This is a genomic window from Streptomyces sp. PsTaAH-137 (genome assembly GCF_003259365.1).
Classification (GTDB): domain Bacteria; phylum Actinomycetota; class Actinomycetes; order Streptomycetales; family Streptomycetaceae; genus Streptomyces.
In genome coordinates this window covers 16,666-40,630 of the sequence record NZ_QLLY01000013.1, presented here as the reverse complement: position 1 = coordinate 40,630, position 23,965 = coordinate 16,666, and the positions used below count along the sequence as shown (strand labels likewise).

The 23,965-nt window shown below is 72.0% G+C and carries 25 protein-coding genes; 6 read left to right on the top strand and 19 right to left on the bottom strand.

Annotation, left to right across the window (positions count from 1 at the left end; translation table 11 throughout):
• Positions 1-9: 9 nt before the first annotated feature.
• Both K377_RS26835 and K377_RS26830 read right to left on the bottom strand, forming a co-directional pair.
• Positions 10-666, bottom strand: a complete 657-nt coding sequence (locus tag K377_RS26835) for a transglycosylase family protein (protein ID WP_111666107.1) — start codon at positions 664-666, stop codon at positions 10-12.
• 114 nt (positions 667-780) lie between these two features.
• Positions 781-1,389 (bottom strand): transglycosylase family protein, encoded by a 609-nt coding sequence (locus tag K377_RS26830; RefSeq protein WP_111666106.1) that lies wholly within the window; start codon positions 1,387-1,389, stop codon positions 781-783.
• A gap of 412 nt (positions 1,390-1,801) precedes the next feature.
• Between K377_RS26830 and K377_RS26825 the strand changes: the two genes are divergently transcribed.
• Entirely contained in the window at positions 1,802-2,578 is a 777-nt protein-coding gene (locus K377_RS26825) for a hypothetical protein (RefSeq protein WP_111666105.1), read from the top strand.
• A 147-nt stretch (positions 2,579-2,725) separates the two neighbouring features.
• The gene (locus K377_RS26820; protein WP_202455458.1) at positions 2,726-3,106 is read left to right on the top strand and encodes a hypothetical protein; all 381 of its coding nucleotides are present in this window, start codon (positions 2,726-2,728) and stop codon (positions 3,104-3,106) included.
• Positions 3,107-3,136: 30 nt separating this feature from the next.
• Here K377_RS26820 and der read toward each other — a convergent pair whose 3' ends face one another.
• The 6 genes from der to K377_RS26790 all read right to left on the bottom strand — a co-directional run bounded on the left by der (position 3,137) and on the right by K377_RS26790 (position 8,153).
• Positions 3,137-4,612, bottom strand: a complete 1,476-nt coding sequence (der, locus tag K377_RS26815; RefSeq protein WP_111666103.1) for a ribosome biogenesis GTPase Der — start codon at positions 4,610-4,612, stop codon at positions 3,137-3,139.
• Positions 4,613-4,692: 80 nt separating this feature from the next.
• Positions 4,693-5,379: a 1-acyl-sn-glycerol-3-phosphate acyltransferase gene (locus K377_RS26810; RefSeq protein ID WP_111666102.1), complete on the bottom strand. Its 687-nt coding sequence runs from the start codon at positions 5,377-5,379 to the stop codon at positions 4,693-4,695.
• A complete protein-coding gene (gene cmk, locus K377_RS26805) occupies positions 5,337-6,017 on the bottom strand; it encodes a (d)CMP kinase (protein WP_111666101.1) in 681 nt (226 codons plus the stop codon). The genes K377_RS26810 and cmk overlap by 43 nt, the downstream gene beginning before the upstream one ends.
• Before the next feature lie 90 nt (positions 6,018-6,107).
• Positions 6,108-7,193: a prephenate dehydrogenase gene (locus tag K377_RS26800; protein WP_111666100.1), complete on the bottom strand. Its 1,086-nt coding sequence runs from the start codon at positions 7,191-7,193 to the stop codon at positions 6,108-6,110.
• Positions 7,190-7,561, bottom strand: coding sequence for a chorismate mutase (aroH, locus tag K377_RS26795; RefSeq protein ID WP_111666099.1), 372 nt, complete (start codon positions 7,559-7,561; stop codon positions 7,190-7,192). The genes K377_RS26800 and aroH overlap by 4 nt, the downstream gene beginning before the upstream one ends.
• Before the next feature lie 118 nt (positions 7,562-7,679).
• Positions 7,680-8,153, bottom strand: a complete 474-nt coding sequence (locus tag K377_RS26790; protein WP_375605961.1) for a YidB family protein — start codon at positions 8,151-8,153, stop codon at positions 7,680-7,682.
• Positions 8,154-8,300: 147 nt separating this feature from the next.
• Between K377_RS26790 and K377_RS26785 the strand changes: the two genes are divergently transcribed.
• Genes K377_RS26785 through K377_RS26770 form a run of 4 tightly spaced genes read left to right on the top strand, consistent with a single transcriptional unit; the run spans position 8,301 to position 10,714 of the window.
• Complete coding sequence (locus tag K377_RS26785) at positions 8,301-8,954, top strand: hypothetical protein (protein ID WP_111666097.1); 654 nt, start codon at positions 8,301-8,303, stop codon at positions 8,952-8,954.
• A 21-nt stretch (positions 8,955-8,975) separates the two neighbouring features.
• On the top strand, positions 8,976-9,560 hold the full coding sequence (locus K377_RS26780; RefSeq protein ID WP_111666096.1) for a DUF6529 family protein: 585 nt from the start codon (positions 8,976-8,978) through the stop codon (positions 9,558-9,560).
• Positions 9,557-10,009 carry a Rieske (2Fe-2S) protein gene (locus K377_RS26775; RefSeq protein ID WP_111666095.1) on the top strand — a complete coding sequence of 151 codons (453 nt, stop codon included), beginning with the start codon at positions 9,557-9,559 and terminating at the stop codon, positions 10,007-10,009. The genes K377_RS26780 and K377_RS26775 overlap by 4 nt, the downstream gene beginning before the upstream one ends.
• A 21-nt stretch (positions 10,010-10,030) precedes the next feature.
• Positions 10,031-10,714, top strand: a complete 684-nt coding sequence (locus K377_RS26770) for a DNA polymerase beta superfamily protein (RefSeq protein ID WP_111666094.1) — start codon at positions 10,031-10,033, stop codon at positions 10,712-10,714.
• Between the two features lie 20 nt (positions 10,715-10,734).
• On the opposite strand, the gene K377_RS26765 is transcribed toward K377_RS26770, so the two are convergent.
• The 11 genes from K377_RS26765 to K377_RS26715 form a co-directional block, all read right to left on the bottom strand.
• Complete coding sequence (locus K377_RS26765; protein WP_111666093.1) at positions 10,735-11,736, bottom strand: ADP-ribosylglycohydrolase family protein; 1,002 nt, start codon at positions 11,734-11,736, stop codon at positions 10,735-10,737.
• Positions 11,733-12,494 (bottom strand): NUDIX domain-containing protein, encoded by a 762-nt coding sequence (locus K377_RS26760; RefSeq protein WP_111666092.1) that lies wholly within the window; start codon positions 12,492-12,494, stop codon positions 11,733-11,735. Before K377_RS26760 ends, K377_RS26765 begins: the two co-directional genes overlap by 4 nt.
• A gap of 97 nt (positions 12,495-12,591) precedes the next feature.
• The gene (locus K377_RS26755) at positions 12,592-13,725 is read right to left on the bottom strand and encodes a pseudouridine synthase (RefSeq protein ID WP_111666091.1); all 1,134 of its coding nucleotides are present in this window, start codon (positions 13,723-13,725) and stop codon (positions 12,592-12,594) included.
• A gap of 10 nt (positions 13,726-13,735) precedes the next feature.
• Entirely contained in the window at positions 13,736-14,377 is a 642-nt protein-coding gene (gene scpB / locus K377_RS26750; protein WP_111666090.1) for an SMC-Scp complex subunit ScpB, read from the bottom strand.
• Positions 14,374-15,369, bottom strand: a complete 996-nt coding sequence (locus tag K377_RS26745) for a ScpA family protein (protein ID WP_375605960.1) — start codon at positions 15,367-15,369, stop codon at positions 14,374-14,376. The genes scpB and K377_RS26745 overlap by 4 nt, the downstream gene beginning before the upstream one ends.
• 11 nt (positions 15,370-15,380) lie before the next feature.
• The gene (locus tag K377_RS26740) at positions 15,381-15,965 is read right to left on the bottom strand and encodes a hypothetical protein (protein ID WP_111666088.1); all 585 of its coding nucleotides are present in this window, start codon (positions 15,963-15,965) and stop codon (positions 15,381-15,383) included.
• Positions 15,950-17,143: a ParA family protein gene (locus tag K377_RS26735; protein ID WP_111666087.1), complete on the bottom strand. Its 1,194-nt coding sequence runs from the start codon at positions 17,141-17,143 to the stop codon at positions 15,950-15,952. Before K377_RS26735 ends, K377_RS26740 begins: the two co-directional genes overlap by 16 nt.
• 377 nt (positions 17,144-17,520) lie before the next feature.
• Positions 17,521-18,636 carry an alanine dehydrogenase gene (gene ald, locus K377_RS26730; RefSeq protein WP_111666086.1) on the bottom strand — a complete coding sequence of 372 codons (1,116 nt, stop codon included), beginning with the start codon at positions 18,634-18,636 and terminating at the stop codon, positions 17,521-17,523.
• Between the two features lie 145 nt (positions 18,637-18,781).
• Positions 18,782-20,899, bottom strand: coding sequence for a tetratricopeptide repeat protein (locus K377_RS26725; protein WP_375605959.1), 2,118 nt, complete (start codon positions 20,897-20,899; stop codon positions 18,782-18,784).
• A gap of 328 nt (positions 20,900-21,227) precedes the next feature.
• On the bottom strand, positions 21,228-21,857 hold the full coding sequence (locus K377_RS26720) for an NUDIX hydrolase (RefSeq protein WP_111666085.1): 630 nt from the start codon (positions 21,855-21,857) through the stop codon (positions 21,228-21,230).
• Positions 21,858-21,950: 93 nt separating this feature from the next.
• Entirely contained in the window at positions 21,951-23,624 is a 1,674-nt protein-coding gene (locus K377_RS26715) for a CTP synthase (protein ID WP_111666084.1), read from the bottom strand.
• Between the last annotated feature and the right edge of the window lie 341 nt (positions 23,625-23,965).

Below are 23,965 nucleotides of genomic sequence, written 5' to 3'. Positions count from 1 at the left end.
GCGGGGTGTTCAGGCCACTGGCGCCGTCTGCTCGACCGACGGCTTCTTCACCGGCTTCTTCTTCACAGACGGCTTCTTCTTCACAGCCGTCTTCTTCTTCGCGGGAGCCGTCGTCCGGCCCCCGGGGACGACCAGCATCGTTCCCACGTCCAGCCGGTCCGGGCGCGGCCCCACCGCGTCCCGGTTCGCGTCGTAGAGCGCCTGCCAGCCGCCCTTGACCTTGAGGCGCCGGGCGATCGACGTCAGCGTCTCGCCGCTCTTCACCACGTGCACGCGCCCCTGGAGCCCGTACTTCTTCGCACAGGCGGGCCAGGCCTGCCAGCCCTGCGTGCGCAGCACCTCCTCGGCGACCCGGATCTGTTCGGCGCGGGTGGCGAGATCGGCGCGCGGCGCGTACGCGAGGCCGCCGTGGTCCTCCCAGGTCGGCTGATAGAACTGGAGCCCGCCGTAGTAGGAATTGCCGGTGTTCGCGTGCCAGTCGCCGCCGCTCTCGCACTCGGCGAGACAGTCCCACGGCCAGTCGCCCTGGGCGCAGTCGGCGGGTTTGAGGTGGGCCTGCGGCGGCCGGTGGGCGGCGCCCTGGGCGGGCGCCGGCGCGACGGCCACGGCGAGCAGCGAGGCGAGCAGGGCGCAGGACGCCGGGAGCAGCGGGGGCAGCAGACGCATCGCGTCACGCTAAGCAGCGGGCCCGGAGCGGGCCGCCGTGCCGCGCCGCGCGGACCGTGGCCCCACCCGGTCGGCGGACCGGACGGGGGGACCACGGCGCACCACCCTCCGCGGCTACCGGATCAGCAGGTGCTGGCCCGGCAGGATCAGGTCCGGATCGCCACCGACGACGGCCCGGTTGACGGTGTACACACGCTGCCAGGTGGTGCCGTGGGCCGCCGCGATCCGTCCGAGGGTGTCGCCTTCGCGGACGACGTACCCGCCGCCGCGGGTCGCACCGCGGTCGGCACGGCTCGTGCCGTGCCCGGGGACCGCGGCCTTCGGCGCCGACTCCGTGCCGACCGGGGCGGAGGCGGACGACGGCGCGCCGCCGTAGGCATTGGCACGGACCGAGCAGGTGGGCCAGGCGCCCCAGCCCTGCACGCGCTGCACCCTGGCCGCGACGGCGATCTGCTGGGACCTGGACGCCCCGTCGGCCGTCGACGCGTAGGCCCCTCCGCCGTACGCGCGCCAGGTGCCGGCGGAGAACTGGAGCCCGCCGTAGTAGCCGTTACCGGTATTGATGTGCCAGTTGCCACCGCTCTCACAGCGGGCGATGCGGTCCCAGACGCCGGAGTCGGCCGCGTGGGCCGCGCCTGCCGCCGTCAGGAGACCGAGCGGGGCCAGCAGGGCCGCCCCGGCGAGAACCGCTGTCGTTCGAGCCGTACGAATCGGCACGCACATGAGTAATCCCTCTCGTGGACTGCTCGTTGACTGCTCGTTGCAGACGGCGGTGGAATCTAGGCAGCGGACGAGCACGGCATCAACCAACGCCCCGTCACGCCAGGCCAGTTGCCCGTTACCCGAAGTAGCGACGCATTCAGGCCACCCACTTCATTAGCTGATTTCAGGATTTGTCGACCTGACCCCTCGCGGATCTGTGACCCACTTCACTCACTCAACTTGCTTGGAACACCTACAAGTTGGCATGGAGTGACGCATTCCGGGGCGGCTCTCACGGTGCGCGTCCAATGGGTGAATTCCGTTCGGTTCCGGGCGTGACTCCGGCCACAGATCGCCCGTTGTCCCTTTATCAGCACTCTCTGTCCCCGCGGCGCACTCGCCGACGGGGGCGACCGACCCTGAGGAGCCACCCGTGCCGCGCTTGCTCGACGTCAGTGACGACGTACGCGCCGAGATCGGCGACGAAGAAGCCGACCGGCTGCTCGCCGGGGGCAACGCCCCGGGCAGCTACGACTGCACGTCCTGCCGCACCGCGGGGGACTCGGAACAGGAGCACACCAGCACCGTCCTGTTCGTCGGTGACGAGACCGCCGTGCTCGCCTTCGCCCACGCCGCCTGCCTGCCCTCGCAGGTCGTCCGGGTCGCCGAGGACCAGTTGCAGGGCGCCGTCCGTTCCGTCGCCGGCGCCCCCGACGAGATCCCCGGTGCCGCGCCGTCCCAGGCCGTGCTCGGGGTGACCAGCGGCCTCGTCCTGATCGCGGGCGAGCTGCACCCCGCGCTCGTCGTGGAACCCACCGGGCCCATCGCCCGGCCCGGCGCCGACTCCGGCGACGACTTCCTGCCGCTCCTGATCGAGCAGGGCTACATGCCGGTGTCCAGCCTGGAGGAGGCCCCGCGCGGCCTCGACGGCTGGTCGGTGCTGCTCGCCATGGGCCAACTGCACGCCGTCCTGCAGCCCGGCACCGGCGGCGCGCCGTCGCAGGTCGCCTGGTGGCAGGCGCACCAGCCGCTGCTCGTCACCGAGAGCTGGCGGGCCGCCGCCAACAAGACGCAGAAGGTGCTCGTCTTCGCCACCCCGGCGGGGTCGATCGGCCGCCAGCCGCGCGAGGACCTGATGCGCGACGCCCTCGACAAGGCCGCGGCGAACGGCCGCCTGGTGGCCGCCGCGCTCCCGCTCGCGGGCACCTGAGCCCACCCGCACGTCCTGGGTGCCGACGACCCGGACCCTCACGCATGCGCCGGTCACCCTCCTGACGCCCCGCGAAAGCCGAGGCCAAGGGCGCATCTGTAGAGGATCCGGGTCGTTGGCACCTATGTGCACCCATACGACCCCACCATGTCCGGACGGCGTCAGCCGTACCCGAGCCAGATCCCGTCGATGCGCCCCGCCGAGGACCACCAGAGCAGCCACCCGAGCGGCCACGCAGGCGGCCACGCGACCGGCTATTCGGGCGGCTACTCGGCCACGCCCATCTACGACGCCCTCTACGCGGAGTACCGCAGGTCCTTCCGGGCCCTGCCCGGCGACCGCACGGGCGAGGAGGACCTCGGGTTCACCGGCTTCGGCACCGGTCCCTACGGCGCACGCCACCACACCCCGCACTACCCCTCGGCGCACCAGCACCAGTCCTGGCAGCCGCAGCAGAACGGGCGGCAGCACGGCCAAGGACATCACTTCCCGGCCGCGCTGCCGCCCGGTCCGCGCCGCGAGCACTGAGAGCCCGCGGCGGCCGCTCGGCGGCTGCTGCTACTTCTTCTTGCCGCGCTTCTCGCGCACCCGGACGGAGATGTGGATCGGCGTTCCCTCGAAGCCGAACTCCTCGCGCAGCCGGCGCTCCACGAAGCGGCGGTAGCCGGCCTCGATGAACCCGGAGGCGAACAGCACGAACCGCGGCGGCTTCGTACCGGCCTGCGTCCCGAACAGGATGCGGGGCTGCTTGCCGCCGCGGACCGGGTGCGGGTGCGCGGCGACCAGCTCACCGAGGAAGGCGTTCAGCCGGCCGGTGGGGACCCGGGTCTCCCAGCCCGCCAGCGCCGTCTCGATCGCCGGGACCAGCTTCTCCATGTGACGGCCGGTGTGCGCCGACACGTTCACCCGCGGGGCCCAGGCGATCTGACCGAGCTCGGTCTCGATCTCGCGCTCCAGGTAGTAGCGGCGCTCCTCGTCGAGGGTGTCCCACTTGTTGTACGCGACGACGATCGCGCGGCCCGCCTCGACCGCCATCGTCACGATGCGCTGGTCCTGGATCGAGATGGACTCGGAGGAGTCGATCAGGATGACCGCGACCTCCGCCTTCTCGACGGCGGCGGCCGTGCGCAGCGAGGCGTAGTAGTCGGCGCCCTGCTGGAGGTGGACGCGCTTGCGGATGCCCGCCGTGTCGACGAACTTCCAGACGACGCCGCCCAGCTCGATCAGCTCGTCGACCGGGTCGCGGGTGGTGCCCGCCAGCTCGTTCACGACGACGCGGTCCTCGTTCGCCACCTTGTTCAGGAGCGAGGACTTGCCGACGTTCGGGCGGCCGATCAGCGCGATGCGGCGCGGACCGCCGACTCCGGCGGCGCCGAAGGTCTGCTGCGGCGCGTCGGGCAGCGCCTCGATGACGGCGTCCAGCATGTCGCCGGTGCCGCGGCCGTGCAGCGAGGAGACCGGGTGCGGCTCGCCGATGCCGAGCGCCCACAGGGCGGTGGCGTCGGCCTCGCCGGAGGGTCCGTCGACCTTGTTGGCGCAGAGCACCACCGGCTTCTTGGCCTTGCGCAGCAGCCGGACGACGGCCTCGTCGGTGTCGGTGACGCCGACCGTGGAGTCGACCACGAAGACGACGGCGTCGGCGGTCTCGATCGCGTACTCCGCCTGGGCGGCGACGGACGCGTCGATGCCGAGGACGTCCTGCTCCCAGCCGCCGGTGTCGACGAGCTTGAAGCGGCGGCCCGCCCACTCGGCCTCGTAGGTGACGCGGTCGCGGGTGACGCCCGGCTTGTCCTCGACGACCGCCTCGCGGCGGCCGATGATGCGGTTCACCAGGGTCGACTTGCCGACGTTCGGGCGGCCGACGACGGCGAGCACGGGCAGCGGGCCGTGGCCCGCCTCCTCGATGGCGCCCTCGACGTCCTCGATGTCGAAGCCCTCTTCGGCGGCGAGCTCCATGAACTCCGCGTACTCCGCGTCGCCGAGCGCCCCGTGCTCGTATTCCGGGGAGTCCTCGGGCTGGATCTGGTCGTTCATGAAGTCCGTACCTCGTCGTTCATTCGTGGTGATCGGTGCGCCGTCTCGGTCGGAGGCCGGTGCACTACTGAAAGTCTCGCTCAGCGCCCGGTCAGGCGCCTGGCGTTCGCCAGATGGCCGGTGAGCCGCTCCTGGATGCGCACGGTCGCCTCGTCGAGCGCCTTGCGCGTACGCCGTCCGCTGCCGTCGCCCGCTTCGAAGGGGTCGCCGAAGACGACGTCGACCCTGCTGCGCAGCGGAGGCAGCCCCTTTATCAACCGTCCGCGCTTCTCCGTGCTTCCCAGGACGGCCACCGGGACGATGGGCGCCCCGCTGCGCACGGCGAAGTACGAGAGGCCGGCGCGCAGCGACGCGAAGTCGCCGTCGCCGCGGGTGCCCTCGGGGAAGATGCCGAGCACTCCCCCGTCCTTCAGCACGTCGAGGGCGCGGGTGATGGCGGTCCGGTCGGCGCTGGTGCGGTCGACCTTCAGCTGCCCGATGCCTTCGAGGAAGGTGCCGAGCGGCCCGATGAACGCCTCCTGCTTGATCAGGAAGTGCGTCGGGCGCGGGGCGACGCCCATGACCATGGGGCCGTCCACGTTGTGCGAGTGGTTCACGGCGAGGATCACGGGGCCGGCGGCCGGAACCCGCCACGCCCCGAGGACGCGCGGCTTCCACAGCCCGTACATCAGGCCGACGCCGATCCGCCGCCCGACCTCGGCACCTCGCTCGGAGGGCGCAACGGTCACTTGGCGGCCCGCTTCTCCTCGACCAGCGTCACGACGCACTCGATGACCTGCTGGAGCGTGAGCTCGGTGGTGTCCACCTCGACGGCGTCGCCGGCCTTGGCCAGCGGGGACGTCTTGCGGCTGGAGTCGGCCTTGTCGCGGGCGACCAGCGCGTCCTGGGTCGCCTTGACGTCGGCGCCCTTCAGCTCGCCGGAGCGGCGGGCGGCGCGGGCCTCGGGCGAGGCGGTGAGGAAGATCTTGAGGTCGGCGTCGGGCAGCACGGTCGTACCGATGTCCCGGCCCTCGACGACGATGCCGACCTCGGCGCCCTTGGCGATCGAGCGCTGGAGGTCGGTGATGCGGGACCGCACCTCGGGCACCGCGCTGACGGCGGAGACCTTGGAGGTGACCTCGGTGGTGCGGATCGGCCCGGCGACGTCCGTGCCGTCCACCGTGATGGTGGGCGCGGACGGGTCGGTGCCGGAGACGATGTCGGCCTTGCCGGCGACGGCGGCGATCGCGGTCGGGTCGGTCAGGTCGATGCCGTTGTTCACCATCCACCAGGTGATGGCGCGGTACTGGGCGCCGGTGTCCAGGTAGCTCAGACCGAGCTGCGCGGCGACGGCCTTCGAGGTGCTGGACTTGCCCGTGCCGGAGGGTCCGTCGATCGCGACGATGACAGCTGCCGGGGTTTCCATGGGTGACGGACACCTTTCTCAGTGCACGGGGGCATGCGTACGGGGCGCGGACACGCCCCGCACAAGGTTACTGGCTCTGGCAGGCGCCTTTTACTGGCGCATGGCCCAGCCCCGCTCGCGCAGCGACGCGGCCAGTTTCGGCGCGGCGGCGGGCTGCACCATGAGCTGCACGAAACCGGCCTGCTGCCCGGTCGCGTGCTCGATGCGGACATCCTCGACGTTGACCCCGGCGGCACCGGCGTCGGCGAAGATGCGGGCCAGCTCGCCGGGCTGGTCGGAGATGAGCACGGCGACGATCTCGTACGCGGCCGGGGCGGCGCCGTGCTTGCCGGGCACCCGGGCCTGTCCCGCGTTGCCCCGGCGGAGCATGGTCTCGACGCCCTCGGCGCCCTCGTGGCGCTTGGCGTCGTCGGCGGACTGGAGGGAGCGCAGCGCCTGGACGGTCTCCTCCAGGTCCCCGGCGACCGCCGAGAGCAGGTCGGCGACCGGGCCGGGGTTCGCGGAGAGGATGTCGATCCACATCTGCGGGTCGGATCCCGCGATCCGGGTCACGTCGCGGATGCCCTGTCCGCAGAGCCGGACGGCGCTCTCCTCGGCGTTCTCCAGGCGGGCCGCGACCATGGTGGAGACCAGGTGCGGCATGTGGGAGACGAGGGCGACGGCCCGGTCGTGGGCGTCGGCGTCCATGACGACGGGGACCGCGCGGCACAGGGCGACCAGTTCGAGGGCGAGGTTCAGGACCTCGGTGTCGGTGTCCCGGGTCGGGGTGAGCACCCAGGGGCGGCCCTCGAAGAGGTCGGCGGTGGCGGCGAGCGGTCCGCTGCGCTCGCGGCCGCTCATCGGGTGCGTACCGATGTACGGCGTGAGGTCGAGCCCCAGCGCCTCCAGCTCGCGGCGCGGGCCGCCCTTCACGCTGGCGACGTCCAGGTATGCGCGGGCCACGCCCCGGCGCATCGCGTCGGCGAGCTGGGCGGCGACGTGCGCCGGCGGCACCGCGACCACGCACAGGTCGACGACGCCCTCGGGGGGCTCGTCGGTCCCGGCGCCGAGCGCGGCGGCGGTGCGGGCCTGCGCCTGGTCGTGGTCGGCGAGGTGGACGGTGACCCCGCGCGAGGCGAGGGCGAGGGCGGCGGAGGTGCCGATCAGGCCGGTGCCGATGACGAGTGCGGTTCTCACTGGGCGATGTCCTTGCGGAGGGCTGCCGCGGCACCGAGGTACACGTGCGCGATCTCGGACTTGGGCAGGTCGGTCTCGATGTGCGCGAGGAGCCGCACGACGCGCGGCATGGCGCCCGCTATCTCCAGCTCCTGGGCGCAGATCAGCGGCACGTCGGCGAGCCCGTCGACACCCAGCTTGCGGGCGGCGGCCGCCGGGAAGTCCGAGTGCAGGTCGGGGGTGGCCGTGAACCAGATGGAGATCAGGTCGTCCGCGGTCAGGCCGTTGCGCTCCAGGACCGCGGTGAGCAGCTCACCGACCTGCTCGTCCATGTGGTCGGCCGCGTCCCGCTCCAGCTGGACGGCGCCCCGGACCGCTCGTACCGCCACGACGGTGCTCCTTGCTTGTGTACGTACGTCTGTCCGCACCAGCGTAATTGGGCCTGCACGCACGGGTGCGCGGCGCCCGTCTGCCGAGACGGGGCCGCGCGCCGCGGTGGGGCCGGTTTCAGAGGTTCTGCTGCTTGGCCAGCTCCTCCAGGGAGACGGCCGGCACCTGCCCGTCCGGGGTGATCCTGTCGACGAGCTGGGGCAGCTGCTGCGCCACCTGGTCGGCGACCTGGTCGCGGCTGATGCCCGCGTCGGCGGCCGCCCGGTCGAGGGTCTCGTCGGGGACGGCCTGCTTGACCTGGTCGGCGTCGAGCGGCTGGTTGCTGCCGGTGCCGACCCACGAGTCGAGCTGCTCCTGGCTGACCAGGCCGGACTTCGTGATCATGTCCATCAGCCCGCCGAGCGGGTTGGAGCCGCCGGCGCCGCCCCCGCCCGTCTTGCTGCTCAGCACGCCGCTGAGGACCTGGCCGAGGATGTTGCCTGCGCCGGACGAACCGCCCTGGCCGCCTCCGCCGAGGAGACCGCCGAGCAGACTTCCGAGATCGTTGCCCGCCATGGGGGTGCCTTTCGGGCTCGGGGAAACGCGAACCACCTCAATGTCACCCGAAGCGCACCGAGGCGCCACTCGGCCGGAGGAGGGCCGGTCGTCCCCTGGACGCGGCGCCGCGTGTCCGCTGTCATGAAGAGTCGGCTCCCACGACGGGCCGCCCGCACGCCGCGCCTCGGGGGAGGCTCGCAGATGAAGCGCTCAGGACCCCTCTTCACGCTGTTCGCCGGGCTGGCCCTCGGCCTGGTCATGCTGTCGCTGAACGCGACGACGGGCGAGGCCGGAGCACCGTACGGAGGCGCGCCCGCGGCGTCCCCGTCGAGCGCGCGCCCCACCGCCACGCCCTCCACGAAGCCGACCCCTTCGAATGCGAGACCGGCCGGCGGCAAGACCGCGTACGCGGGCCGCACCGACGACGACACGGCCGCCGTCTCGGTCTCCGTCCGCGGGGACCGGGCGATCGCGTACTACTGCGACGGCCGGACCGCGGAGTCGTGGCTGAAGGGGACCGTGGCGGACGACGGCTCCCTGCGGCTCAGGGGCGGCAAGGGCGCGAAACTGGACGGCACGCTCAGGGACGACCGGATCCGCGGCACCGTCGAGGTCGGCGCCCGGGACAGCGCCTTCACGGCGAGGAAGGCCGTCAAGCCGTCCGGCCTGTACCGGGCCACCACGGAGGTGCGCGGCGCCACGATCGACGGCGGCTGGATCGTGCTGCCCGACGGCCGGCAGGTCGGCATCGTCCGGCGCGGCGACGTGCCGGGGCCCGCACCCCGTATCGACCCGGAGACCGGAGCCGTCACCGTCGACGGCGAGCGGCTGACCGCGCGTCCCGTCCTCCCCTGACCTCTCCCGGAGGGTCAAGCCATGCCCGTCGACCCGAACGCTCCCACGCAGAGCTTCCCGAGCCCGGTGCCCGGCCATCGCGCCCCGGGCCCGGCCCGCTTCCTCGTGCCCGCGATAGTGGCGGCCGCGGTGGCGGTGGCCCTCGGCGCGTACGGCAAGGTGCACGACCCGGCGGGCACGGCGTTCAACCTGGCCGGGTTCTCCAGCACGAGCGCGGTGAAGTCCTGGCTCGCGACGGTGGCGTTCGCCTTCGCGCTCGTCCAGGTCGGCTCCGCCTTCATGGTCCACGGGAAGCTGCCGGGCCCGTCCTGGGCGCCGGCCCTGCACCGCTGGTCGGGCCGGATCGCGTTCCTGGTGGCCGTCCCGGTGGCGGTGCACTGTCTGTACGGGCTCGGCTTTCAGACGTACTCACCGCGGGTCATGTGGCACTCGCTGCTCGGCTGCTTCTTCTTCGGGGCGTTCAGCGCCAAGATGCTGCTGCTCCGCGCGGAGCGGCTGCCGGGCTGGCTGCTGCCGGTCGTCGGCGGCCTGGTCTTCGCGGTCCTGACGCTGGTGTGGCTGACATCGGCGCTGTGGTTCTTCCGCACGGTGGGGGTGACGACATGAACCGGCGCGATGCCTCGCGCAGGAGCGTGCTCGTCGCGGGCGCGGCGGCGCTCGCGGGCGGGTGCAGCAAGTACGGCGACGAGAACGGGAGCGGAGGCGACGAGACGCGCCCGACGACGGCCTCACCGGCGGGCTCGGGCAAGACCCCGCGCCCGTCGCCCGCGCCCGCGCTGGCGAAGACCTCGGACATCCCGGTCGGCGGCGGCAAGGTCTTCGCCGCCGAGAAGGTCGTGGTCACCCAGCCCGCCCAGGGCGACTTCAAGGCGTTCTCGGCGATCTGCACACACCAGGGCTGCACGGTGAACAGCGTCTCCGGCGGCACGATCGACTGCCCCTGCCACGGCTCGAAGTACCGGATCGCGGACGCCTCGGTGGCGGCCGGACCGGCGCCGCGCCCGCTGCCGCCCCGGCGGATCGAGGTGCGCGGAAATTCGATCACGCTCGGCTGACCGACGGCCTACGCTCACGGCATGCACCCGCACGACCTGGTACGCGACCACACGGTCTACGCCTGCGTAATGGGCTCGCGCGCGTTCGGCCTGGCCACCGAGGACAGCGACACCGACCGCCGGGGCGTGTACCTCGCGCCGACGCCGCTCTTCTGGCGCTTCGACAAGCCGCCGACGCACGTCGACGGCCCGGCCGACGAGCAGTTCTCCTGGGAGCTGGAGCGCTTCTGCGAGCTGGCCCTGCGCGCCAACCCCAACATCCTGGAGTGCCTGCACTCCCCGCTGATCGAGCAGCTGACCCCGACGGGCGAGGAACTGCTCGCCCTGCGCGGGGCGTTCCTCTCCCGCCGGACGCACGAGACGTTCGCCCGGTACGCGGCGGGCCAGCACAAGAAGCTGGAGGCCGACGTCCGCGTCCACGGCGCCCCGCGCTGGAAGCACGCGATGCACCTGCTGCGGCTGCTGACGTCCAGCCGCGACCTGCTGCGCACCGGCGCGCTGCGGATCGACGTGGGCGAGGAGCGCGAGGCGCTGCTCGCGGTGAAGCGGGGCGAGGTGCCGTGGCCGGAGGTGGACCGCCGGATGGCCCGGCTGACCGAGGAGGCGGACGCGGCGGCCGGCCGCACCCCGCTCCCGGCCGAACCGGACCGGGCTCGCGTCGAGGACTTCCTCTTCCGCACCCGCCGCGCCTCGGCCGCCGCCTGAGCCCCCCGCCCTCGGTCACCTCACTCCGCGTCCCACTCCGCCCCGAGCGCGAGCAGCTCGTCCCGGTGCTCGATCCGCTCGACCCATGCCTCGGGCCAGGCGTCGGCGCCCAGCCGGGCTCCGGCGAACGCCCCGGCCAGCGCGGCGATGGAGTCGGAGTCGCCCGAGGTGCAGGCGGCCCGGCGCAGCGCGAGCGCGGGTTCGTCGACGAACAGCAGGAAGCACAGCAGCCCGGTGGCGAGGGCCTCCTCCGCGATCCAGCCCGCGCCGGTGGCGAGGCAGGGGTCGACCTCCGGATTGGCGTCGCGCAGCGCGGACTCGAGCCGCTCCAGGACGCCCAGGCACTCGTCCCAGCCGCGCGCGATGAACTCCTCGGGGCCCGCGTCCTGCGCGCGCCGCCACAGGTCGCCGAGCCAGCGCTCGTGGTACCGGGTGCGGTTCTCCAGCGCGTACGACCGCAGCCGGCCGACCAGCCCGGTGGGATCGGCGCCCTGCGCGAGGAGGTGCACGGCCCGCGCGGTCAGATCGCTCGCGGCGAGCCCGGTGGGGTGCCCGTGGGTGAGCGCGGCCTGCAACTGGGCGGCCCCGGCGCGCTGTTCGTCGTCGAGGTCCGGTACGAGCCCGAGCGGCGCGACCCGCATGTTGGCGCCGCAGCCCTTGGAGTAGATCTGGCTGGCGTCGCGCCAGTCGCGCCGCGGGTCCTCCAGGAGGTCGCAGGCGCGCAGGCAGGTGTTGCCGGGGGCGCGGTTGTTCTCGGGCGACCGGTTCCAGGCGATGAACTCGCGGCGCAGCGCCTCGGCGTACCGCTCCGGTGAGTAGGGCGCCCCGGCCCGCGCCACGGCGAGCGTCATCTGGGTGTCGTCGGTGATCCAGGCGACCGGGCCGTCGTCGGGCAGCTCCATCTCCCGCCAGGGCCCGCACATCGACAGGATCGCCGGTACGTCGTTGAACTCGGTCGGGGCGCCGAACGCGTCCCCGAGCGCGAGCCCGAGCAGCGATCCGGTGGCGGCGCGCTTGATCATGAGGAGACCCCCTTCTTGGCATCGGGCACGGGCTCGGGCGCGGGCCGCAGCAGCGGCGGGTGGAGGGATCCGGCGCCCCCGGCCCGGTACAGCGCGGCGGGCTTGCCGCGGCCTCCGGTGAGCCGGGACGCGCCGGGGATCTGCTCGACGAAGCCGGGGGTGGCGAGCACCTTGCGGCGGAAGTTCGCCGGGTCGAGCTCGGTCCCCCACACCACCTCGTAGACCTGCCGCAGCTCGCCGAGGGTGAACTCGGGCGGGCAGAACGCCGTGGCCAGGCAGGTGTACTCCAGCTTGCCGCCGATCCGCTCGTGGGCGTCGGCGAGGATCCGGTCGTGATCGAAGGCGAGCGGGCCGTACGCGCCGCCGGCCCCCTCCTCGTACGGCAGCCAGGCGGCCCGTGCCGCGTCGCCGCCGCCCTGCGCCTGTGGCGCGTCCGGCACCAGGGCGGCGAAGGCGACCGAGACGACGCGCATCCGGGGGTCGCGGCCCGGCTCGCTGTAGGTGCGCAGCTGCTCCAGGTGGAGCCCGGCGACATCGTCCAGGCCCGTCTCCTCGGCCAGCTCGCGCCGTGCCGCCTCCTCGGCGGCCTCGTCGGGCTCCAGGAAACCGCCGGGCAGCGCCCAGCGCCCCGCGTACGGCTCCTGGCCGCGCTCGACGAGCAGAATGTGCAGCCGCCCGGACCTGAGCGTGAAGACGGCCAGGTCGACGGTGACGGCGAACGGTTCGTAGGCGTACTTGTCGTAGCCCTGCACGGACATGCGGCGACCCCCTCCCTTATTGGTCTAGCAGACTTTAAAGGAGGGGGTCGCTCACGACAACCCTTGCGGAAGGGTCTAAAAGGCCGACCTGTCCGGCCTAGAGGTCGACTTCCTTCATGAGCATGCCGACCTCGGTGTTGGACAGGCGGCGCAGCCAGCCCGACTTCTGGTCGCCCAGCGTGATCGGGCCGAAGGCGACGCGCACCAGCTTGTCGACCGGGAAGCCGGCCTCGGCGAGCATCCGCCGCACGATGTGCTTGCGGCCCTCGTGCAGGGTGACCTCGACCAGGTAGTTCTTGCCGGTCTGCTCGACGACGCGGAAGTGGTCCGCCTTGGCGTACCCGTCCTCCAGCTGGATGCCGTCCTTGAGCTGCTTGCCCAGGTCGCGCGGGATCGGGCCCACGATGTGCGCGAGGTAGACCTTCTTCACGCCGTACTTCGGGTGCGTGAGGCGGTGGGCCAGCTCACCGTGGTTGGTGAGGAGGATGACGCCCTCGGTCTCGGTGTCGAGCCGCCCGACGTGGAACAGCCGCGTCTCACGGTTGTTCGTGTAGTCGCCGAGGCACTGCCGGCCCTCGTTGTCCTCCATGGTGGAGACGACGCCGGCCGGCTTGTTCAGCGCGAAGAACTGGTACGACTGCGTGGCCACGGTCAGACCGTCGACCTTGATCTCGTCCTTCTCGGTGTCGACGCGCATGCCCTGCTCGAGCACGATCTCGCCGTTGACCTCGACGCGGGCCTGCTCGACCAGCTCCTCGCAGGCGCGCCGCGAGCCGTAGCCGGCACGGGCCAGCACCTTCTGCAGCCGCTCGCCCTCCTGCTCGGCGCCGGGGAAGGTCTTGGGCAGGTTCACCTTCGGCTTGCCCGCGTACCGCTCGCGGTTGCGCTCCTCGGCCCGCGCCTCGTACTCGCGCGAGGTCGCCGGGACCCAGCGCCCACGGCCCTGCGAGGGCTGCTGGCCGCGCTTGGGGCCGCCCTTGGCGCCGCCGCGCGCCGAGGCGCCGCGGCCCGACTTCGGGCCGTCCTGGGTGCCGCCGGGGCCCACGTCGTAGCGCCGCTCCTCCGGACGCGGCTTCTTCGGACGGCCGCTGCCGCCCTGCTTGTCGTCGCGGTCGTTGCCGGCGCCGCGGTAGTTGCCGCGACCCCCGCTGTTCCCGCCGCGGCCGCCGCTGTTGCCACCACGGCTCCCGCCGTTGTTTCCGCTGCTGTTCCTGCCGCTGCTGCTTCGCATCAAATTTCCGTTAGTCGGCTGTGTGCTCGGTGTACTCCGTGCCCGGCGCATCGGGTGCGTCCGGGTCGAACGACGGGACCCCTTCCAGCGTGTCCGCCTCGATCGCGTCCGCCTCGGGGAGGAAGGGCGCGAGCTCCGGCAGCTCGTCCAGGCCGCGCAGGCCCATCCGCTCCAGAAAATAGTTCGTCGTCCTGTACAGGATCGCACCTGTTTCGGGTTCCGCGCCCGCCTCCTCCACCAGCCCCCGCTGCAACAGGGTCCGCATGACCCCGTCACAGTTCACTCCGCGCACGGCGGAGACCCGGGAACGGCTGACCGGCTGGCGGTACGCGACCACGGCCAGGGTCTCCAGGGCGGCCTGCGTCAGCCGGGCGATCTGCCCGTCCAGGACGAAGCCCTCCACGGCGGCCGCGTACTCGGGCCGGGTGTAGAACCGCCAGCCGCCGGCCACGAGCCGCAGCTCGAAGCCGCGCCCCTGGACGGTGTACTCGTCGGCGAGGGCCCGCAGCGCGTCCGACACGGCCCGCCGGGGCCGCTGAAGGATCTTGGCGAGATGCTCCTCGGTGGCCGGCTCGTCGACGACCATGAGGACGGCCTCCAGCGCGGGCTTGAGGTCGAGCCCGCCGACGTCGCTCGCGCTGTCCACGCTCATCGCGCACTCTCCTTGTCGTCGACGGGCTCGGGCGCCCGGTCGAACTCGTCGGTCACCACGGGCTCGCTCCCGGCGTCGGCGCCGGTCCACCGCACGAGCAGCTCGCCCAGCGCGGTCTCCTGGTCCAGCGCGACCGCCTTCTCCCGGTACAGCTCCAGGAGCGCCAGGAACCGCGCGACCACGGTGAGGGTGTCGTCGGTGTCGGCCACCAGGTCGCGGAAGGTGGCCTCGCCCAGGTCCCGCAGCCGCGCCATGACCACGCCCGCCTGCTCCTGCACGCTCACCAGCGGGGCGTGGATGTGCTCGATGTACACCTGCGGCTTCGCCTTCGGCTGCATCGCCTTCACGGCCAGCTTGGCGAATCCTTCCGCCCCGATGCTGATGACGACATCGGGCAGCAGCTCGGCGTGGTGCGGCTCCAGGCCCACGGTCCGCGGGTAGCGGCGCGCCTCGGCGTCCATGCGCGCGGTGAAGATGTCGGCGATCCGCTTGTACGCGCGGTACTGGAGCAGCCGGGCGAACAGCAGGTCACGGGCCTCCAGCAGCGCGAGGTCCGCCTCGTCCTCGACCTCGGCGGCGGGCAGCAGCCGGGCGGCCTTCAGATCCAGCAGCGTGGCGGCGACGACCAGGAACTCCGTCGTCTGGTCCAGGTCCCAGTCGGGCCCCATGGCGCGGATGTACGCCATGAACTCGTCGGTGACCTTCGACAGGGCGACCTCGGTGACGTCCAGCTTGTGCTTCGAGATCAGTTGCAGGAGCAGATCGAAGGGCCCCTCGAAGTTGGCGAGCCGCACCTTGAAGCGACCGTCGTCGGGCGCCTCGTCGGTGACCGCTTCGGTGACCTCTTCAGCCGGTTCGCCGGGTTCTTCTGGCGCGACGGGCTCGACGGGCCCGGGCTCCGCCTCCTCCGGCGCGGCCAGCGCCCCCCGCCCCAGAGCGCGCCGACGCGCACCCCGGTCGGGCGGAAAGGAGGAGGAATCGTTCACAGGCACAATGCCGGAGGCTACCGCCCGCGCAGCCTGCGAACGAGAATGCTGGCGTCGCCGCGCGACTCCAGGTCGGCCAGGACGACGGCGACGGCCTCGCGCACGATCCGGCCCCGGTCCACGGCGAGCCCGTGCTCCCCGCGGAGCACCAGACGCGCGTGCTCCAGGTCCATCAGCTCCTCGGCGGAGACATACACGGTGATCTTCTCGTCGTGCCGCTCCCGGCCACTGGGCCGCCGGTTCGCGGCGCGGGCGCGGCGACGGGCCTGGCCCGTGCCCCGGCCACCACCGGCAGAACCTTCCTGCGCGCCGCCGGACGAGCGCCGTGCGGGCTTCTCGGCCGGCTCCGCGGCGGCGGTCCGGCCGCGCGACCCGGAGTCGGACTCCGCGTCCGCGGCGGTGTGTTCGGCGGACGGCGCGGACTCGCCCTCGCCCTCCTCCGGCGCGGACGACGCGGCGGCCGCCTCGTCGCTCTCGCCGGCCGGCGCGGGCACCCGTGCCTCACCGTTCGCCGCGCGTCTCGGTGACGACGCCTGAAGTGCCATGCCCCCGGTCGTACGGAACAGTTCGTCGGCCCCCGGCAGACTCACTCGGCGTGACACCGGGCGAGCACCTCCCTGGCGAGCTGGCGATAGGCGGCGGCGCCCACGGAGTTGGACGCGTACGTGGTGATGGGCTCACCGGCGACCGTGGTCTCCGGGAAGCGGACGGTCCGGCCGATGACCGTGTGGTAGACGTGGTCGTCGAATGCCTCGACGACGCGCGCCAGCACCTCACGGCTGTGCACGGTCCGCGAGTCGTACATCGTGGCGAGGATGCCGTCGAGTTCGAGCTCGGGGTTGAGCCGCTCCTGGACCTTCTCGATGGTCTCGGTCAGCAGCGCGACACCGCGCAGCGCGAAGAACTCGCACTCCAGCGGGACGATGACCTTGTGAGCGGCCGTCAGCGCGTTCACGGTCAGCAGGCCGAGCGAGGGCTGACAGTCGATCACGATGTAGTCGTAGTCGTCCATCAGCGGCTTGAGCGCCCGCTGCAGCGTGGACTCGCGCGCGACCTCACTGACCAACTGCACTTCGGCGGCGGACAGGTCGATGTTGCTGGGCAGCAGATCCATGTTCGGAACGGCCGTCTTCAGCAGCACCTCGTCGGCGGACATCCCCCGCTCCATAAGCAGGTTGTAGACCGTCAGGTCGAGTTCCATCGGGTTCACGCCGAGCCCGACCGACAGGGCACCCTGCGGGTCGAAGTCGACGAGCAGGACCCGGCGGCCGTACTCGGCAAGTGCCGCACCCAGGTTGATGGTCGACGTGGTCTTGCCGACGCCGCCCTTCTGGTTGCACATCGCGATGATCTTCGCGGGGCCGTGGTCGGTCAGCGGTCCTGGAATCGGGAAGTACGGGAGCGGGCGCCCGGTCGGGCCGATGCGCTCGCGGCGCTGCCGGGCAGCGTCGGGCGCGAGCGTGGCCGCGTACTCCGGATCGGGCTCGTACTCGGCGTCTGGGTCGTAGAAGTGTCCCTCGGGGGACAGTTCGTCGTAGTCGGCGAAGTGGCTGTGTGTGTCGCCACTTCGGTCGCCGGCCATGGCGTTCACGTGATGGCCATCCATGCTCTGGTGTGCTGTCTGCGTCGGCGTCTGCTGGGGGCTCTGGGACGAGCCGCCCTGATAGCCACTCTGGCGGGCCGCGAAGGTACGTACAGCGACGGAGCCGACAGCCTGAAGCCCCGCGGGTCCTTGTCCGCCTGGCTGGCCACCTCCGGGAGTAAATGTCGACTCATTCACAAGTCGTCTTACCTCCTTGGATGTGACCAGGAACATTTATCGATAGGTCAGCGTGGCACCATGCCGACGGTTTGCGACTCTATGGCGTGTCACCACTCCGCAGCAACACAATCCGCCGGACCCGGCACGATGTGTCGGCACTTCAGCGACAAAGCAACACCCTCATGTCAAGGGCGTATGACGGTTCTTCGGCGGGTTTCACAGGGGCGCGAATCGGTTAAAGGGTTACGTTCACGGCGAGTTGACCCCACCGGCGCGCCCACCGTGCCCCCAAAAGTACGGCCGGACCCCTCGCAAGGTCCGGCCGCAGGCGTGAGATTGACGACTCCCGTTGACGGCCGCCCGGTCCGGGCGGCCGGCCGGGGCCGGTCGGGGCGTCAGCCCAGGAGCGTCTCGAGCTCGACGTGCTCCAGGCCGTGGGCCTCCGCGACCTCCTTGTAAACGACCTTGCCGTCATGCGTGTTCAGGCCCAGGGCCAGGGCCGCGTCCCGGCGCAGGGCCTCGACCCAGCCGCGGTTGGCGAGCTCGACGATGTACGGCAGCGTCGCGTTGGTCAGCGCGTACGTCGACGTGTTGGGCACGGCGCCGGGCATGTTGGCGACGCAGTAGAAGACCGAGTTGTGGACCGGGAAGGTCGGCTCGGCGTGGGTGGTCGGGTGCGAGTCCTCGAAGCAGCCGCCCTGGTCGATCGCGATGTCGACAAGGACACTTCCGGGCTTCATCCGCGACACGAGCTCGTTGGTGACCAGCTTCGGCGCCTTGGCGCCGGGGATCAGGACGGCACCGATGACGAGGTCGGCCTCGAGGCAGGCCTTCTCCAGCTCGAAGGCGTTGGAGACGACGGTCTGGATCTTCGTACCGAAGATCTTGTCGGCTTCCTTGAGCTTGTTGATGTCCTTGTCGAGCAGGGTCACGTGGAAGCCCATGCCGATGGCGATCTGCGCGGCGTTCCAGCCGGAGACGCCACCGCCGATGACGACGGCCTTGCCGGCCGCGACGCCGGGGACACCGCCGGGCAGCACACCGCGGCCGCCGTTGGCGGCCATCAGCTGGTAGGCGCCGACCTGCGGGGCGAGGCGGCCCGCGACCTCGGACATCGGGGCGAGCAGCGGGAGCGCGCGGTTGGCGGTCTCGACGGTCTCGTACGCGATGGCGGTGGTGCCGGACTCCAGGAGCGCGTCGGTGCACTCCTTGGAGGCCGCGAGGTGCAGGTACGTGAAGAGCGTCTGGTCCTTGCGCAGGCGGTGGTACTCCTCCGCGATCGGCTCCTTGACCTTCAGGAGCAGGTCGGCGGTGGCCCAGACCTCGTCGGCGGTGCCGAGAATCTGCGCGCCGGCCGAGACGTACTCGGCGTCCGTGATCGAGGAACCCACACCGGCGTTCTGCTCGACGAAGACCTGGTGGCCGTGGCGCACCAGCTCGTGCACGCCGGCGGGGGTGATGGCCACCCGGAACTCGTTGTTCTTGACCTCGCGGGGGATGCCGACCTTCATCGTCGATCACGGTCCTTGGCTCAGGGGATGTTTCGGGCAATGCACTACATACCAGTGCCCCGAGGGGCGCACCGGGAGAGACCGCGGAAGGACGCGGCGGAGCCAGTCTAATGAAGGTTTTCTTGCTGTCTAGCCTTTCGATGCATCAATCTTCGACAGATGCACTACGGATTTCGTAGGCGTTAGCGGCTTGTTCCGAAGGGTTTGCTTCCGGAGCGTCCTTCTCGCCTTCGGCCTCCGGGGGCACCGCCGGTGCGAGCTCCTCCCCCAGCATGCGCTCGGCCGCAGCGCGGTGCAGCTTGGCCGCGGCCGGGTCGCCGAGCCGTTCGAGGGTGTCCGCGAGCCGCAGCTGGAGCGCCGCCTGGAGCCGTACGTCCTTGGCCTGCCGGGCCCACTCGACGGCCTCCTGGCACGTGTGGAGCGAGTCCTCGGGCCGCCCGGCGTACTCCTGCACGCGCGCGAGTTCGCTCAGCGCGCGGGCCTGGGCCGGGACGTCGCCCTCCTTGCGGTACCCGGCGACGGCCGACCGCCAGCCGCGCAGCGCGTCCCCGTAGCGCCCCGCGTACGTGTGCACCGCCGCGATCCGGCCGTGCAGCCGCGCGGCGTCCGACCGCTCGCCCCGGGTGAGCCGCTGGGCGAGGGCGCGGCCGTACCAGTCGGCGGCCCGTTGCCAGTCGCCCAGCTCCTGGTAGGCGCCGCCTACGGATTCCATCGCGCGGCCGGTCGCGTAGGGGTCGCCGGCCGCCCGTCCGGCGTCCAGCGCGGCCCGGTAGCGGGCCAGTGCCTCCTGGGTCCGTCCGGTGTGCGCGTCGAGGTCGGCGAGGTTGAGCAGGGCCGCGGCCTTCTCGCGCGGCAGATCGCGCCGTTCCGCGACGTCCAGGACGAGCCGGTGGATGCCGTACAGCTCGGCGGCGGCGTCCTCGGGCCCCCGGTGCGCGACCAGGGCCCGGGTCAGGGCCGCCATCAGCCGCCGTGCCAGGGTGTCGAGCTCGCCGTCCGCCACGGCGAGCCGGGCCGCCGCGAGCAGCGTGGGCTGCCGCACCCGCAGCCATTCGGCGGCCGCCTCGGTGTCGGTGAACCGCAGTGCGCTGGGCAGCCCCGCGAGCTTCTTGCGGGGCGGGGAGCCGTCGGGCTCGGTGATCGCGCGGCAGGACGTGAGCAGCCGCACGGTGCGCTCCAGCATCCGGGCGCGGGCCAGCTGCACCTCGCCGGGCCGGTCCAGGGTCTCGGTCAGCCCGCGCAGCAGCGGCAGCAGACAGCCCGGCACCTCGTACTGCGGCAGCTCGGAGGCGACGGCCCGGACGAGCCCGAGCGTCACGAAGTCGTCGAGCGTGGTGCGCGCGGCGGACACGGAGCAGCCGGCGAGCGCGGAGGCGGTGTGCGGGTCGACGTAGCCCTCGGGCGCGAGGGACAGGTATCGCAGTATCCGGGCGGCGGGCCCGGGCAGGGACGCGTACGCGTGCCGGAACACCCGGGCGAGGGCCGGTCCGTCGCCCTCCAGCGCGTGCAACTGCTTGGCCAGGTCGGCGACGGACTCCTTGGGCCGTACGGCGAGCCAGCCGCCGGCGATCTCCAGGGCCGCGGGTTCCGATCCGCAGACCTCGACCAGGGACTCGGCGGAGCGCGGGTCGCAGGTGATCCGGACGGAGCCGGTGTGCCGGGTGAGCAGTTCGACGGCGGACTTGGTGTCGAGGCCGCCGATCGTGCAGGGCCGGACGTCCGGGATGCCGGTGAGGGGACCTTCGGCGACGGCCACCACCAGGCAGTCGGGGGTCTCGGGCAGCAGTTCGTCCACCTGCTCGGCGCTGCTCGCGTCGTCGAGCAGCAGGACGACCCGGCGCACGGACAGTCCCTCGCGCAGCCGCTCCGTCAGGTCGTCGGCGGACTCGCCGGGGGGTGCGGGGAGGTCGAGCGCGTCGAGCAGTTCGCGGGCGACGCGCTCGGTCGGTACCGGGGTGCCGTCGGGTGCGGTGAGCCGGGTCCGGACCGCGCCGTCCGAGTAGCGCTCGGCGATCTGGCGCAGCAGTTCCTCGGCGAGTGCGGTGCGGCCGGTGCCGGGGCGGCCCGCGATGAGCAGGACCCGGGCCCTGGGTGCCTTGCGGCCCGACAGGGTGTCCAGGCCCGCGCGCTCGATGTCGGCGCGCAGCTCTTTCAACTCGCGCCCGCGTCCGAGGAACTGAGGCGCCGTCATGTCCAGGCCACGGCGGGTGCGGCGCCGCTTTCGGGCTCGCCCAGAGGGCTCCTCGACCGCCTGATTCGTCACGGGCCACGCTCCGTCTCACGCCAGCCCCTCCGGGGGTCGGCAGGGGCGAGCCCGAGCCTAGTTCAGGGGGCACCGCCGCCCCGGCCGTGCAGCGCGGGCGGGTCCCCCGATCGGATCAGCGGATGGTCAGCTTGTCGTCCATCCGCGCCCCCCTGGGCGAGCGGAGCTCGCTTCAGGGGCGCGGGGAACTGCGCGAGAAGCGGCCACCGGCCCGCAGGTGGCGACGCGAGCCCGTGGGGCGGACGGGGATCTTTCAGGGGCGCGGGGAACTGCGCGACCAGCCCCGACGCACGCCGCACCCGCGAAACAACCGAGCCCGCAACGGCGCCTAGGCGTCGAACGGCCGCGCCGGCCACTCGGCATCGGCGGCCCGCAGCGCGTCCACCCCGTCCCCCGCCAACGCCGCGCTCAACGACAGCACCCCCACCACGAGGCAGTTGTTGTGCAGCTCACCGCCGAGCACCCCCCGCACCAGCTCCCCCAGCGGCACCCGGGCGAACTCCATGTCCGCCTCCTCGTCCTCCACCTCGAACCGCGCCCCGTCCGCCTCGGACAACCCGCGAGCGAGAAAGATCCGCACGGCCTCCGAGCACCCGCCCGGCGTGGTGTACACATCGGCGAGGACCCGCCAGTCCTCGGCCTTGACGTGCGCCTCCTCGTACAGCTCCCGCTGCGCGGCGTGCAGCGGATTCTCACCGGGGACGTCGAGCAGCCCGGCCGGGATCTCCCAGAGCTTCATGCCGACGGGGTGCCGGTACTGCTTCAGGAGCAGCACCCGGTCCCGGTCGTCGAGGGCGAGCACGGCCACCGAGCCGGGGTGGACCTGGTAGTCGCGCCGCGCCACGGACCCGTCCGGCATGACGACCTCGTCCGTACGCACCGAGGTCTTGGCCCCGACGAAGGGGGTCTCGGTCGCCCGGACCTCCCACTTCTCGGCGGTGTCCTTGATCGTCGTCATGCCGCAACGTCCTCCCACGAGCACAAAAAAACCGGGGCACGTGCCGCATTTGGCACGCACCCCGGTAACCGTACATCGCTGGTACGACAGGCCTTACTTGGCCTTCTTGGCCCCCGCGGCGGCCTTCACCTTGCGCTCCACGGCGGCCTTGACCAGACCGGCGAAGAGCGGGTGCGGACGCGTCGGGCGCGAGCGCAGCTCCGGGTGGGCCTGGGTGGCGACCAGGTACGGGTGGACCTCGCGCGGGTACTCGACGTACTCGACGAGCTTGCCGTCCGGGGAGACGCCGGAGAACTGCAGCCCGGCCTTCTTCTCCAGCTCGGCGCGGTACGCGTTGTTCACCTCGTAGCGGTGACGGTGGCGCTCCTCGACGTACTCCTTGCCGTCGTACACCTCGCGCACGATGGAGCCCTCGGCGAGCTTGGCCGGGTACATGCCGAGCCGCATGGTGCCGCCCATGTCGCCCTCACCGGCGACGATGTCGAGCTGCTCGGCCATCGTGGAGATGACCGGGTGGGCGGTCGCCGCGTCGAACTCCGTCGAGTTCGCGTCGGGGATGTCGGCCAGGTTCCGGGCCGCCTCGATGACGGTGCACTGGAGGCCCAGGCAGAGACCGAGCAGCGGGATCTTGTTCTCGCGGGCGAACTGGATCGCGCCGACCTTGCCGGAGACACCGCGGTCGCCGAAGCCGCCGGGGATGCAGATCGCGTCGGCGTCACCGAGCTGCTTCTTGGCGCCGGCCGGCGTCTTGCAGTCGTCGGAGGTGACCCACTTGATCTTGACGCGGGCCTTGTTGGCGAAACCGCCGGCGCGCAGCGCCTCGGTCACCGAGAGGTAGGCGTCGGGCAGGTCGATGTACTTGCCGACCAGGGCCATGACGATCTCGTGGTCGGGGTTGTGGACGCGGTCGAGCAGGTCGTCCCAGGTCGTCCAGTCCACGTCGCGGAACGGCAGGTCCAGCTTGCGGACCACGTACGCGTCGAGGCCCTCGGTGTGCACGACCTTCGGGATGTCGTAGATCGAACGGGCGTCGGGGCAGGCCACGACGGCGTCCTCGTCCACGTCGCACATCAGCGAGATCTTGCGCTTGATGGCGGTGGGGACCTCGCGGTCGCAGCGCAGCACGATGGCGTCGGGCTGGATGCCGATGTTGCGCAGGGCGGCGACCGAGTGCTGGGTGGGCTTGGTCTTCAGCTCGCCGGAGGGACCGATGTAGGGCAGCAGCGAGATGTGCACGACGAAGACGTTGTCGCGGCCGACCTCGTGGCGGACCTGGCGGACGGTCTCCAGGAACGGCAGCGACTCGATGTCGCCGACGGTGCCGCCGACCTCGGTGATCACGACGTCGACCTCGTCGGTCGCCATGCGGCGGATGCGGTGCTTGATCTCGTTCGTGATGTGCGGGATGACCTGGACCGTGTCGCCGAGGTACTCGCCGCGCCGCTCCTTGGCGATGACCTGCGAGTAGACCTGGCCGGTGGTGACGTTGGCCGAGCCGTCGAGGTCGACGTCGAGGAAACGCTCGTAGTGGCCGATGTCCAGGTCGGTCTCGGCGCCGTCGTTGGTGACGAACACCTCACCGTGCTGGAACGGGTTCATCGTGCCCGGGTCGACGTTCAGGTACGGGTCGAGCTTCTGCATGACGACGCGGAGGCCCCGTGCCTTGAGCAGCATCCCGAGGCTGGAGGCGGTGAGGCCCTTGCCGAGGGAGGAGGCGACACCCCCGGTGACGAAGATGTGCTTGGTCGTCGTGGATTTGGGCGTCATGGCCAAGAGGGGGCTCCCGTGGTCGCGGTCTGGCGTGCGTGCCGACGGGCTTTCCCGATCGTGGAATCTCTTCCGGGGGGAGGCGCCGTCGCTGCGGTTCGGGGGTTCAATGACCACCGGCTCACGGGCTACCAGGGTATCAGCGCATCGGGGAGACTGCTTCCGGCCACGCTCCGCACACGCGTCACCACAAAGGCGGCACGGGTGTACCGCCGTCACGGCAGACTCACCCGTGGCTCACTCGTTCGGCCCAGGTGCGTTGCCCTGAGCGGCACGCGGATCACTTGAGCGCGTCGTATCCTGCTCGGACACTCGGCTGGCGAGTCACCTCAGGAAAACGG

Excerpts from the sequence above, each read along its gene's own strand:
- K377_RS26720 (WP_111666085.1), bottom strand. The coding sequence starts at position 21,857 with ATGACGACGATCAAGGACACCGCCGAGAAGTGGGAGGTCCGGGCGACC.
- K377_RS26770 (WP_111666094.1), top strand. The coding sequence starts at position 10,031 with ATGCACCCGCACGACCTGGTACGCGACCACACGGTCTACGCCTGCGTA.
- der (WP_111666103.1), bottom strand. The coding sequence starts at position 4,612 with ATGAACGACCAGATCCAGCCCGAGGACTCCCCGGAATACGAGCACGGG.
- K377_RS26775 (WP_111666095.1), top strand. The coding sequence starts at position 9,557 with ATGAACCGGCGCGATGCCTCGCGCAGGAGCGTGCTCGTCGCGGGCGCG.
- K377_RS26780 (WP_111666096.1), top strand. The coding sequence starts at position 8,976 with ATGCCCGTCGACCCGAACGCTCCCACGCAGAGCTTCCCGAGCCCGGTG.
- scpB (WP_111666090.1), bottom strand. The coding sequence starts at position 14,377 with ATGAGCGTGGACAGCGCGAGCGACGTCGGCGGGCTCGACCTCAAGCCC.
- K377_RS26760 (WP_111666092.1), bottom strand. The coding sequence starts at position 12,494 with ATGTCCGTGCAGGGCTACGACAAGTACGCCTACGAACCGTTCGCCGTC.
- K377_RS26715 (WP_111666084.1), bottom strand. The coding sequence starts at position 23,624 with ATGACGCCCAAATCCACGACGACCAAGCACATCTTCGTCACCGGGGGT.
- ald (WP_111666086.1), bottom strand. The coding sequence starts at position 18,636 with ATGAAGGTCGGCATCCCCCGCGAGGTCAAGAACAACGAGTTCCGGGTG.
- K377_RS26835 (WP_111666107.1), bottom strand. The coding sequence starts at position 666 with ATGCGTCTGCTGCCCCCGCTGCTCCCGGCGTCCTGCGCCCTGCTCGCC.
- K377_RS26830 (WP_111666106.1), bottom strand. The coding sequence starts at position 1,389 with ATGTGCGTGCCGATTCGTACGGCTCGAACGACAGCGGTTCTCGCCGGG.
- cmk (WP_111666101.1), bottom strand. The coding sequence starts at position 6,017 with ATGGAAACCCCGGCAGCTGTCATCGTCGCGATCGACGGACCCTCCGGC.
- K377_RS26755 (WP_111666091.1), bottom strand. The coding sequence starts at position 13,725 with ATGCGAAGCAGCAGCGGCAGGAACAGCAGCGGAAACAACGGCGGGAGC.
- K377_RS26765 (WP_111666093.1), bottom strand. The coding sequence starts at position 11,736 with ATGATCAAGCGCGCCGCCACCGGATCGCTGCTCGGGCTCGCGCTCGGG.
- K377_RS26785 (WP_111666097.1), top strand. The coding sequence starts at position 8,301 with ATGAAGCGCTCAGGACCCCTCTTCACGCTGTTCGCCGGGCTGGCCCTC.
- K377_RS26820 (WP_202455458.1), top strand. The coding sequence starts at position 2,726 with ATGTCCGGACGGCGTCAGCCGTACCCGAGCCAGATCCCGTCGATGCGC.